The organism is Dulcicalothrix desertica PCC 7102, assembly GCF_003991905.1.
In the GTDB taxonomy this organism is placed as follows: domain Bacteria; phylum Cyanobacteriota; class Cyanobacteriia; order Cyanobacteriales; family Nostocaceae; genus Dulcicalothrix; species Dulcicalothrix desertica.
Genome location: NZ_RSCL01000004.1, coordinates 74,940 through 87,021 on the forward strand (window position 1 = coordinate 74,940; position 12,082 = coordinate 87,021).

At 38.2% G+C, this 12,082-nt stretch carries 8 protein-coding genes; 2 read left to right on the plus strand and 6 right to left on the minus strand.

The genetic code is table 11. From position 1 onward, the window contains the following. Window positions 1–6 precede the first annotated feature (6 nt). The 5 genes from DSM106972_RS09530 to DSM106972_RS09550 all read right to left on the minus strand — a co-directional run bounded on the left by DSM106972_RS09530 (window position 7) and on the right by DSM106972_RS09550 (window position 9,222). A complete protein-coding gene (locus DSM106972_RS09530) occupies window positions 7–3,234 on the minus strand; it encodes a glycosyltransferase (RefSeq protein ID WP_127080488.1) in 3,228 nt (1,075 codons plus the stop codon). Further along, on the minus strand, window positions 3,231–5,297 hold the full coding sequence (locus DSM106972_RS09535) for an FkbM family methyltransferase (RefSeq protein WP_127080489.1): 2,067 nt from the start codon (window positions 5,295–5,297) through the stop codon (window positions 3,231–3,233). The genes DSM106972_RS09530 and DSM106972_RS09535 overlap by 4 nt, the downstream gene beginning before the upstream one ends. A gap of 63 nt (window positions 5,298–5,360) precedes the next feature. Beyond that, window positions 5,361–6,671 (minus strand): ABC transporter ATP-binding protein, encoded by a 1,311-nt coding sequence (locus tag DSM106972_RS09540; protein WP_127080490.1) that lies wholly within the window; start codon window positions 6,669–6,671, stop codon window positions 5,361–5,363. Window positions 6,672–6,696: 25 nt separating this feature from the next. Next, entirely contained in the window at window positions 6,697–7,773 is a 1,077-nt protein-coding gene (gmd, locus tag DSM106972_RS09545) for a GDP-mannose 4,6-dehydratase (protein ID WP_127080491.1), read from the minus strand. Window positions 7,774–8,037: 264 nt separating this feature from the next. Next, window positions 8,038–9,222 carry a glycosyltransferase family 4 protein gene (locus DSM106972_RS09550; RefSeq protein ID WP_127080492.1) on the minus strand — a complete coding sequence of 395 codons (1,185 nt, stop codon included), beginning with the start codon at window positions 9,220–9,222 and terminating at the stop codon, window positions 8,038–8,040. A 476-nt stretch (window positions 9,223–9,698) separates the two neighbouring features. On the opposite strand from DSM106972_RS09550, the gene DSM106972_RS09555 reads away from it, so the two are divergent. Both DSM106972_RS09555 and bioB read left to right on the plus strand, forming a co-directional pair. Continuing rightward, complete coding sequence (locus tag DSM106972_RS09555; RefSeq protein WP_127080493.1) at window positions 9,699–10,532, plus strand: metallophosphoesterase; 834 nt, start codon at window positions 9,699–9,701, stop codon at window positions 10,530–10,532. Between the two features lie 145 nt (window positions 10,533–10,677). After that, complete coding sequence (gene bioB, locus DSM106972_RS09560) at window positions 10,678–11,676, plus strand: biotin synthase BioB (protein WP_127080494.1); 999 nt, start codon at window positions 10,678–10,680, stop codon at window positions 11,674–11,676. A 90-nt stretch (window positions 11,677–11,766) separates the two neighbouring features. On the opposite strand, the gene petL is transcribed toward bioB, so the two are convergent. Beyond that, window positions 11,767–11,859 (minus strand): cytochrome b6-f complex subunit PetL, encoded by a 93-nt coding sequence (gene petL / locus DSM106972_RS09565; RefSeq protein WP_073622996.1) that lies wholly within the window; start codon window positions 11,857–11,859, stop codon window positions 11,767–11,769. Between the last annotated feature and the right edge of the window lie 223 nt (window positions 11,860–12,082).

Genomic DNA, 12,082 nt, shown 5'->3' on the forward strand with positions numbered 1-12,082 from the left:
AAATATTTAGACAACAGCTTTTAAATTATTCCGAGGTATTGTTTTTAGGAATTCAAGCCAGTCGTCTATTTTTTTGAGATTGCTGTCCCAAGTATATTGCTGTTCAACTACTTGGCGCCCGGAACTTGCCAAGGTCGCTGCTAGTTCTGGGTTGTTCAACAAACGTATAACACGTGCTGCTAGTTCTTGGTCAGTTTTCCCAACTAAAATTTCCTTGCCGTCTTCAAGGTTTAAACCTTCTTGGGCTAGAGGAGTACAAACTGTTGGCACCCCTGCACTTAAAGCTTCCAATATTTTGTATTTTGTACCACTCCCAGATATCAACGGAACGCAGAGGACAGAAGCTTGGGCAAGATAAGGTCTAACATCTTCTACCTTGCCAGTCACGATAATCTTGCGACCGTCATGCTGTGCTATTAGTTGCGTATCAGGGTATTGACCAACAATCCAAAGACGGGCATTGGGATATTGCTTTCGTACAAGTGGCATAATTTGACGTATTAGCCGCCATGCAGCTTGCTGGTTAGGTAAATAGCTAAAACTGCCTACAAAAATAATATTGGGAGGAGTATTAGGTAGACGTTCGTTGAAACTAAAGTATTGAGGATCCACGCCATTTTCGACAACCAATATACGTTCTGGCGCAAAGCGATACTCCTTTACAAAAATCTGTTTGTCCAATTCGCTAACAGCGATAATACCATCGTAGTTCGCCAGATTCTCTTTCTCGAAGGAAGCTGCGCGACGAATTTCCGCAGACATTTTTAATCTCGCCAAACCTTTTTGCGAGGCTACCAAACGTTTAATTCTTACCCATTCCACATCATACGATGCTAGTATTAATCTCGTCTGTAGACTTACTAATTTCAGATTTAGCGCTACAGGATTTAACTGAGGGCTGACAAAGAAAAAGTCAGGTTGTTCGCGCTCTAATGTTTCTTGAATAGCAGGAGCAAGATAGGTTGAGAAAATTGGTAATATTCCTGTTACATCCTGATGGTAACCATCTGCTAAAAATGGTAGGATTGTAGATTTTATTTTGTTAATGATATGCTTTTGCAAACTAGTTTTAGATGGCGTAAATGGCACAAAGTCAGTTTGGCGTGCAGCAATGTTTCCTACAGTATGGTGATTTTCTAACAATGGTAGTAGTAAGTTTTCTCGGTCTTTATAAGAATTTTCTTGTGCTGCAAAAAAATCGACCTTACTTAGTGTTAACAGTTGACGTATAAGATGAAAGTCTCTAATCTCTCCACCTGAATAACCAGGGTGGCAAGGTAAAAAGAACGAGCAAAACACGGAAAAGTAGCGTAAATTACTGCGGTCTATGTTGTAATTGGTTTGAGGAGTGGATACTGAAGTTAGAAGGTTCGGCTTTAAGGTCGGTGGTTTATCTTGAACCACATTCTTAGGTGCCGGGAATAACCAAGGTTGCATTGCTTCCGGATTACCGATTTTAGTAAGCGTGGAAAGTGCGACTAGACAAGCTATCGCCCAAAAACGAAGATTACGCCGCTGTGTACCGTAGTTGCGGAGCATATATTTCCCGACGTAATCACGCAGTAGCGATTTAAATTGAAATGAAGGTAACTGGTGCCAAAAAGGCCTGCTAAAGCTATATAGTTCAATCAAAAACTTGTTCCAATCGCTAGTCTTGGCTGTTGCATGGATACGGTAGAATGCCTGCGTCCTTTCCAACTTGTAGAATTTTGCTTTGCTAGTAAAGCGGTAAAAGAGTTCAAAATCAAAGATATAATTGTATGATTCATTGAGTTTGCCGCAGGTTTCCAACAAGTGTCGTTTAAAGTATACTGTTGGCTGCGGCACTGCATGGACGTACTCCCAGTAGAGGGGAATGTATTCTGTTGGCTTGATTTCCCCGTAGTAAAGCCCTGTGCGATAACACCCGTGGTTTACTATCTGTAACTTATTTTCCTCATCAATATAAAGAGCATTACCCAGAACCATATCTAATTCAGGTTTTTCTATAAACGCCTGAGCTACTTCCCAAAGAGCATCATGAGCGAGCATGTCATCTGAGTTTAACCAGCCAATTATATCCCCCTTTGCAATTGCAAAGCCTTGGTTAATGGCGTCTGCTGGACCATTATCGGGCTGCGACTTCCAGTAAGTTAGGTGTTCTTGGAAGGAGCGTAAAATGTCCACACTGCCATCACAAGAACCACCATCAAATACTAAAATTTCTAATTTTGGGTAGCCTTGATTAATAATACTCTCTAAGGTTTGACTTAAAAATTCTGCTTGGTTAAACGAGGGAACAATAATGCTTATAAAAGGTAAATCGGCAAAGTTAGGGCGAGGGGCATGACTGCCAACATCTATTGGAATAGGCAAATAAACACTATCTTGTAAATCGCCTGTTTCGGGGAAACCATCCTCGTTACCATATTGCTGTGCGAAATACTGCCTAATTTCTTTTATCCCCTCATAAACGTGGTAGCGTAACGCTGGTATTGAAGTATTAGCTACATCCAGCAGCGTTTCTAACATGTAATACAAACTACCTGGAGTTGCTTCCACCTCACAGTAGCCCTGAATCATTTGAACGATTTCAAAGGCTCTTTTTAGTTTACCAGTACTAGTTTTTGTTTCCTCGTACTCCCGACTGACAGACAAAAATTCGTTAATTAATACAACTGGGTAATGTTCGCTAATACGGATGAGAATATCCCAATCCATACAAAAGCGCAGTTTATCGTTAAGTCCTTTAACTTCATTCCAAGCGTCACGCAGAAAAAATACCGACGGTTGCAAAATATAATCTAATCCTTGACGCAATGCCTCCCGATTCATGACTAAATGGCGCCGACTGAATGGGGTATAACGTTCTCTTGCCTGGTCGTACCGTAAACCATTGCCAATATAAATTCCTCTTTCAGGAAAACTTTGGTATGCATGTGCTACCGTCCACAAACAATTACTCCAGTAGTAATCATCAGAATTTAACCACGCTACGATTTCTCCAGTACAATATTTTATTCCAGCATTAATCGCTGCTGATTGTCCTCCGTCAGGCTGGCTCTGCCAATATTTTAATTTTGACTCATAGGAGCGAATTATTTCTACGCTATTATCAGTAGAACCGCCATCCATGACTATCACTTCTAAAAACGGATACTCCTGACAAAAAATACTCTCAAGAGTATGACTTAAATACTTTCCTTGATTAAAAGAGGGGACAATTATACTAATTTGAGGTAATTTGTCAGTCATGAGTTTGGTGTTTCCTGTATTGTCAAGTTAAGAAGCTTTTTAATGAACACTAACAATCGATGTATCGATTGTTTAACTAGACTATTTGCGCTTTGCTTATTTTGCAGATGTTCTAGCAATTGCTGGTTTTGCTCAGATAATCGTTCAACTACCTGGAGATTAGCAACACTTTGACTTTGAAGTATCTGTAATATTTCTAGAAATTGATGGTTTTGGTTAGATAATTTTTCAATTTGATGATTGTACTTAGTATAGACAGCTTCAGTATCATCTAGTTTTTGAGTTAATTGGTTAATCATAGTTAAACGAGCAGCACGGTCAGCTTCGCTTTCCTCTAGTTTTTGAGATAATTGATTAATGACACCCAAACGAGCGGCACGGTCAGCTTCGCTTTCCTCTAGTTTTTGAGATAATTGGTTAATTACAGTTAAACGAGCAGCACGGTCAGCCTCACTTTCTTCTATTTTTTGAGATAATTGGTTAATTACAGTTAAACGAGCAGCACGGTCAGCCTCACTTTCTTGTAGTTGTGGAGATAGTTTATTAATTACAGTTAAACGATCAGCACGATCAGCTTCACATACTCCCACTTGTGGTTCGATGTAATCAAACTGTCTAGCTTTAATCGCTATATCCCATCTCGATACTAGATCTTTTGCTAATTCCAAAAATTCAGGTTCTGCACTACTCAGACGAGTATTGACATCATCAATATTTGCCACTGCAAACAAGTTGTCATACAAATATTCTAACTTATGAGATTCAGGAACTAAACGAAAATTAGTGGCATCAAAACGGCAGAGATGATAACCAAAACTTTCTATAAGTTGACGCAATTCTTTAGTACTAGTACCAGCCGCAATTGCATTGGCTTCAGTAAACTCTATCATCCAAACAGGAAGTTTACCTGCTTCGATTGCTTGATTGGCTCCATTTAGAACAAAATATTCCCAACCTTCGACATCAAGTTTAGCTAGAGTTACTTTATCAATATTTAATTCTTCGATAATATCATCTAACCTTGATAGTTCTACTACTACTTTTCCATCACCTATTTGTGTATGCAATTTTGCTTCTGTCGCGAAAGTACTAAATGCAGAATTACCAGACTTCCCTAGAAGTAGTTCGGCAGTACCTCCTTTATCGGATAAACCAATATTTAACGCTGTAAAACACTCGCATTCCAGTCTTTCAAGATTCGATTTATAAATTTCATAAGAAATTTTATTCGGTTCAAAACTTATAATCCTACCGTTATTTTTCATTTTTTTTGCAGCAACACATGAAAAAATACCTACATGAGAGCCGCAATCAAAAAATGTATCACCTGGTCGTAAATACAGCCACAGAAAAGCTAATTCTGGACTTTCAAAAACTCCTTGTTCTAGTAACTGACCTACATAGTCATTTTTAGTAGTAGATATAATACCGACATACGGAACTAATACGTCTAAATACTCTAGATTATTAATTAATGGATAGCGATTAACTCTGACAAACTCTAAATTTTCTTCTAATCCTCCCGTTTGAGAAATAGATCTAACCAAACGAAATCCAACTTTTGTTAAATAGTCTACAACTTCATCTTTACCTGCACTGCCTTCATACAAAGGCGTAGTTTGAACTTCAAGTAAAATTCTTTTGATACTATGAATACACTTACCTGCTCCCTTCAGAACTTGGAAATCGAAACCTTGAGTATCTATTTTTAATAAATCTATCTCCGCGATACCATTTTTGTTTATAAATGATTCTAATGTAGTAACTGGAACTTCTATGCTTTTTACTTCTTCAAGATTCTGTACATAAGGTTGCCAATTGCCTTGACAATTTGCTCGTAGTAGAGATGAAGTTTGGTTATCACGATTCACATGAAACTTTGATGTCGTTTCGTATGCACCCATAGCGGTACAAAAAACATTTATATTTGGCAACTGATAAGAACGGATTTTTTCCGCTAATTCAGGTATTGGCTCAATTGCATATACTAAGTTGTTTCTATCTTGAGCCATTGGGACTGATAACTTAGTCCCATCATGAGCGCCAACATCGATTATTATCATTGCTTATTCTCACTTTTCATATATTAATCATTAGTAGATAAAATAAAAAAGATAATTGATAGCTTATACATTAGCAACAACTATATCGGGAAAGCATATTCCTGACTGTTTCAATCGAGAATTTGATATCACATCTATTACTGTAGCATTGTCAATCCAATCATATATAACTTTTGCATCATGTTCGTATTCTGCAACGGCTACTTGAATAGTATACTGTTGAGGATAAATTGGTAGTTTGGTTTGAAACTGACAGATCAAAGGTTGCCCAAACTTTCCTTGATTTATAATTAATGACAACATACATGTATTCGTCCCTACAATCATCTGCCCCAGTCTATCTCGAATTTGAAATCCGATATTAAGTGGACAAATCTCTACCTGGTGTGAACTAATTTTTACAGATAAAATAAATTCTTCGCCAACCTCAAAAATCTTTTTTATTTTCCCATCAATACCTGATATAGAAATTCCATTAATTAAGCCAATCATGCTTCCGTATCTATTTTTGTTAGGAAATTCACAAATGAAATTTTCTGGTTGTACAAAACCTTCAGGTATATCAGTTATATAGTCTATTCCCATCTCTGCTATTGTATTAATTTGAGAAAGTATAGTTGGTGCGGATTCTTCAGTATGTTGACTATAATAAAGTTCAATATATTTAGGTACTATCTCTGACGGCTGCCCAGAATGCGTTAATTGCCCGTGTTGCAAAATCACAGCATGATCGCATAGTTTTAAAATTGCCTGATTGTCGTGGCTAACAAGAAGAATTGCAGTTCCTTTCTCCCTTAATTTCTCCAAAAATTTAAAACATTTCTGTTGAAAAAAAATATCTCCGACTGCTAGTGCTTCATCTACAATAAGTATATCTGGGTTCGCATTAATTGCCACGGAAAATGCCAAACGAACAAACATCCCGCTTGAGTAAGTTTTTACAGGTTGGTCTAAAAATTCTCCAATATCGGCAAAAGCTACTATTTCATCAAATTTATTTTCTATTTCTTCTTGACTTAACCCTAAAATTCTCCCGTTAAAAAAGACATTCTGGCGCCCAGTAAATTCAGGATTAAATCCACTACCTAGTTCTAATAGTGCCGATACTCGACCATTGACTAATACATCACCAGTGGTTGGTGTGAGCGTTCCAGCAATAATTTGTAGCAGTGTGCTTTTGCCAGAACCGTTTTGACCGATAATTCCTACAGTTTCACCTTTGGGAATTTCTAAATTAACATCCCGAAGTGCCCAAAACTCAGCCGCATAATTCTTCCCTGGTAGTAAAACTTCCTTAAGCTTATCCACCGGGCGCCCATAGCGCTTGTAACATTTCGAGACGTTTTTGAGTGAAATTGCTAACTCCTCGCCCATGACACCATACACATAAAAGGAACAACTAAATTATTGCGTTAACTAAGCTTTTCCGGATAATAGCATTATCAAGCGGACTCGATAACCCGACTCCATTTGCAACCAAGCCTAATGCTTGTAAATCAGCTTCAACCATTAGTTTTACTAGTTGTTCAAAGCTAACCGATGGTTCCCATGACAACTTTTGCTTTGCTTTAGTTGCATCACCAATTAATAAATCTACCTCAGTTGGGCGCAAATAACGAGCGTCAAACTCAACATAATTTTCCCAGTTGAGGTTGACATACCCAAAGGCTATCTCCAAAAACTCTTGTACTGAATGCGTTTCTCCAGTCGCTACTACATAATCATCGGGTACATTCTGCTGTAGCATCAGCCACATTGCTTTAACATAATCTTTGGCATAACCCCAGTCACGTTTGGCATCAAGATTACCCATGTAAAGCTTGGATTGCTTTCCGGCTAAAATACGCGCGACAGCTCGCGTAATCTTACGAGTTACAAATGTTTCTCCACGTCTTGGAGATTCATGATTAAACAAAATACCGTTGCTGGCAAACAATCCATACGATTCACGATAATTAACGGTTTGCCAATGAGCAAATACCTTGGCACAAGCGTAGGGACTGCGAGGGTAAAAAGGAGTTTCTTCAGATTGCGGTACTGAGCGCACTTTACCAAACATCTCAGAAGAACCAGCTTGGTAAAAACGTACTTCAATGCCGGTTCTTTGCTGATAATCGCGTATTGCTTCTAATAATCTTAAAGTCCCCATGCCTACTACATCAGCAGTATACTCAGGAGAATCAAAACTTACACGCACATGCGACTGGGCGCCAAGATTATAAACTTCTTTTGGCTGAACTTGCTCAAGAATACGCCGCATCACAGTGCCATCAGTTAAATCTCCATAATGAAGAAACAAACGCGCGTCTTCATTGTGCGGGTCAGTGTAAAGATGGTCGATACGGTCGGTATTAAAAGTTGATGTCCTGCGGATAATACCGTGGACTTCGTAGCCTTTTTCTAACAACAGTTCGCTTAAGTAAGAACCGTCTTGACCTGTAATACCCGTAATTAGCACCCGCTTACGCTCTGCCATACTCCTTCACCACTTTTACTAAGTAAACATCAAGCTAATTGATACCTTGTTTTATTTACTACACAATTTTATTTGTGTAATCAGTACGATATCGAATCAATATTTACACCCATAGCCCTTCAGACTATGTCGTTAACGCAATACACAAGCACTATGACATCTTACAAGCATTTTGGTTTCTTTGTAGTGGTGCCAACAAACTATTCCACACCTGATTTGCTTCAATTTCAACTTATCTATCTTGTCGGATGACATCTAAACTTCTTAAACCTCAATCTTCACTCTTGGTTCTATAAGACTCTTGTAAGCCTGTAATGTTTGTCTTGCTGTTCTTTCCCACGTGAATAATTTTGCTCTTTCTTTGCCTTTGATGATTAAATCTTGACGCAAATGAGAATCACTAATAATTTTAAGAATCGATTCAGCTAATTCTAGTGGTTCTGAAGGATTAATAAGTAAAGCTGCATCACCTGCGACTTCTGGAATTGAGGAGCAGTTAGAACTGACTACAGGCGCCCCTAAAGTCATTGCCTCTAGTACAGGTAATCCAAACCCTTCATAGTGCGATGGATAGACAAAAACATCAGCTTTAGAATAAAATAACGCCACTAAATCATCAGATAAATAGTCAAGATGATGAATAGAATCGCTCCAAGGAGAATCCTCAATAGCTGTAAATACAGGTTCGTAGCGCCAACCTTTTTTACCTATCAATACTAAATTATGAGGGATATCATATTTTGACTTTAAATAATTAAACGCTTCAATCAAAGAATTAATATTTTTTCTCGGCTCAATATTACTAACAAATAATAAATATGGTCGTGAAAAATCAAAATCGAATCTTTCTAAAAGCATTTCAGTCTTTCGACCTAACAGACTATTAGAATGATAACGACTCGCGAGCGGTGTTACATGTATTTTATCTGGGTCTACATGCAAATACTCAACAATATCTTGTTTTGAGCTTTCAGAAATAGTCATTACTAAATCTGTCCATTTCAAGCATCGTTGCACTTTTTGTGTATATTTCGCAACAACAGAATCAACATATTGAGGATATTTCATAAAAGTTAGGTCATACAAGTTCATGACCTTTAAGCTTTTACGGCAAGGGTACACAGAATAGTTTGTGCCATGAATAATATGAGAATTACCAAAATATTTTTCAAAGCGAGAAAAAAGAAATTTATTTTCTGTAGCTAACAATAAATCTGATACCCTCACTGGCATCGGGAAAAAATTGACGTTTGAGTATGATTTCAGAGAATCGGGTAAACTTTTGCCACCACGTAACCAGCTTTTTAATCCTGGCTGAAAAACTAGCCCTAAACTAAAATTCTCAGAGTATTGTAAATCACTCAGAGAACTAATTAAATTAGCTACAAAAAACCCTACACCACTAGGTTTGGCAGATACTGGAGTAGCATCGATTACAACTTTCAACATGGAACAATCACTATTAGCTAATTATTGACTGGTATAAATAAGTTTTAGTATTCAATTTGAAAATTACTAAAAATGACATTATAAATAACGCCTGCTCTCGTCTGCTCAATTAATTATTTATCGAGTCCAAGCTAGCTGTCATTAGCTTTTAACTTAAAATTATAAAACTCTGTAAGTACAGATTATTAATAGTACTTTTGTTAAGTTTACACTTAGATTAAGTATCATTTAATTTAATTTTAACAAAACTTATACATTTAGTAGAGTATATAAAATTACATGAAGAAGATAATATAAGTATTAAAACTTATTGTATCAAAGTACCATAGCAGTTTAAGTTACTGATGAATACCGTAACAACACTGTAATTAATTACTCTTTCATAAAGATTTCAAGAAATTATCAAGGATTATACGTAAATAACGGTCACGATTTGTTAAGCTGATAGCGCTGGTAGGAGGAGTAAGGTTAACCTTATGCGCGTGTTGTTTTCTGGACCGTTGAGCGTTGAGAGAATAACGGTTAATATTGCAAATCTACCGACATCGTTAGATGGAACTGTATTAGTACATCTGTCTGATTTGCATTATGACGGTTTGCGCTTGTCAGATGAAATGCTTGAACAGGCGATTAAAGTTAGTAATGAAGCAGAACCTGACTTGGTTGTGCTTACAGGCGATTATGTCACCGATGATCCATCACCAATTCATCAATTAGTACAGTACCTCAAGCATTTACAAACGCGCGCTGGAATTTGCGCTTGTTTAGGAAACCACGATTTGTACTATAAACACTCGCGTTCCATAATCACCGATGCTTTTACAAGTATCGGTGTTCAAGTTTTATGGGACGAAATTGGTTATCCCTTGGGATCAGAGTTGCCTTTTGTTGGTCTTGCTGATTATTGGTCAGGAAAATTTGACCCAACAATACTCGACCAACTCGACCCTAATATACCGCGTATTGTCCTTTCCCACAATCCAGATACGTTTGAATTCGTACAAAAGTGGCGCGTAGATTTACAGCTTAGTGGTCATACCCACGGTTCACAAATCGTGATTCCTGGGGTTGGCCCTTTGGTTGTGTACTACTACAAAGTTATTCGCAAAATACCACGCAAAATCCGTAAATATATACCTTTTCTACGTGGTGGTTGTGCTAAAGTTGTACGACATTGGGAATGGGCACAAGGTTTCCACCAAGTTGGAAATAATCAACTTTATGTCAATCGCGGTTTGGGTACTTATCCTCCTGGGCGCCTGTTTTGCCCACCCGAAGTAACTATTATTACTTTAAAGAGTGCTGAGTAAAAAGTGCTGAGTGCTGAGTATAAACTCTTAACTCTTAACTCCGCGCCTTCTAACTTTATACTCTACTCAGCACGAGCGCACTCAGCACTTTCCACTCTTTCAAGGTACTATCATAGAAATTCTTGATTATAAGGACAGCGGATTCGTGATAGTACGCTACGATTGGCAAGAAGCCGAAATACGCGAAATCTATAATACACCTTTGCTTGAGCTAGTTTATCAAGCAGCTAGCGTCCATCGCCAGTATCATAACCCCAAGCAAATTCAAGTTTGTAAGCTTATATCTATTAAAACAGGCGCCTGTCCTGAAGATTGTGGTTATTGTGCCCAGTCATCTCGCTACAAAACCGAAGTAACACCCCAAGCACTTCTAGAAAAAGAAACAGTTCTTAATATTGCAAAACAAGCCAAAGCTAGTGGTATTAGTCGCGTTTGTATGGGCGCCGCTTGGCGTGAAGTACGTGATAATAAACAGTTTGAGGAAGTCCTTGACATGGTTAAAGATGTCACTTCAATGGGGTTAGAGGTTTGCTGCACGTTGGGAATGCTTACCGAAAACCAGGCAAAGCGTCTAGATGAAGCAGGACTCTACGCTTATAACCATAATCTTGATACCTCGCGCGATTATTACAGCACAATTATTACCACACGAACCTACGACGACCGTCTCAATACAATAAATAACGTTCGTCAAACCAATGTAACCGTCTGTTCGGGTGGTATTTTAGGTTTGGGTGAAACTCCAGAAGACCGAGTATCAATGCTCCACACCCTCTCAACCCTAAACCCTCACCCCGAATCGGTACCAATTAATATTCTTTCACAAGTTAAGGGTACACCCCTCGAAAATCAACCCGATGTCCCATTTTGGGATGTAATACGGATGATTTCCACTGCTCGTATTATTATGCCCACGTCTGACGTGCGCTTAAGTGCAGGCAGAGCCAGACTATCTCAAGTCGAACAGGCATTTTGTTTTATGGCTGGCGCCAATTCTATCTTTTCTAGCGACGATGGACACATGCTCACCGTCACCACTCCCTGTCCTGGTTATGATGCCGATAGCGAATTACTTGGCCTACTAGGATTATCCATGCGGGCACCATTCGTCAAGAAAAACCAAACCATACCCCAAACCATCTAAATCATGTAGAGACGCGATATATTCCCTGCGGGACACTACGTGAACGCGTCTTTATACATCGCGTCTTTATATATCGCGTCTTTACATTCATTAAATAATTTTAGCTGCCCGTAGCCCAAACAGCAGACCTACAGCCAAAGCAAAAAAGGCGCCAATATAAAGAACGAAGAAAATAGTACCCATTTTAAGTTTCTCCACAAATATTCATCATTCTATATTCAATCATCCCGCACTACACTTGTAAAACCGGGTTTTTTGTTAGCTCGCGTAAAACTACGTAAACTTTACGTTAACTTATTAAAATTTTTAACAATATTTCGTAATTACTTTATAGTTATAGATTGTATTTCAACGATATTGACGCGAAAATCGGAATCTGGAAAGATTTGAGTCCCGTCCGGAATAT

Coding starts and splice junctions, on each gene's coding strand:
- DSM106972_RS09530 (WP_127080488.1), bottom strand. CDS start 3,234: ATGACTGACAAATTACCTCAAATTAGTATAATTGTCCCCTCTTTTAAT.
- DSM106972_RS09535 (WP_127080489.1), bottom strand. CDS start 5,297: ATGATAATAATCGATGTTGGCGCTCATGATGGGACTAAGTTATCAGTC.
- DSM106972_RS09540 (WP_127080490.1), bottom strand. CDS start 6,671: ATGGGCGAGGAGTTAGCAATTTCACTCAAAAACGTCTCGAAATGTTAC.
- gmd (WP_127080491.1), bottom strand. CDS start 7,773: ATGGCAGAGCGTAAGCGGGTGCTAATTACGGGTATTACAGGTCAAGAC.
- DSM106972_RS09550 (WP_127080492.1), bottom strand. CDS start 9,222: ATGTTGAAAGTTGTAATCGATGCTACTCCAGTATCTGCCAAACCTAGT.
- DSM106972_RS09555 (WP_127080493.1), top strand. CDS start 9,699: ATGCGCGTGTTGTTTTCTGGACCGTTGAGCGTTGAGAGAATAACGGTT.
- petL (WP_073622996.1), bottom strand. CDS start 11,859: ATGGGTACTATTTTCTTCGTTCTTTATATTGGCGCCTTTTTTGCTTTG.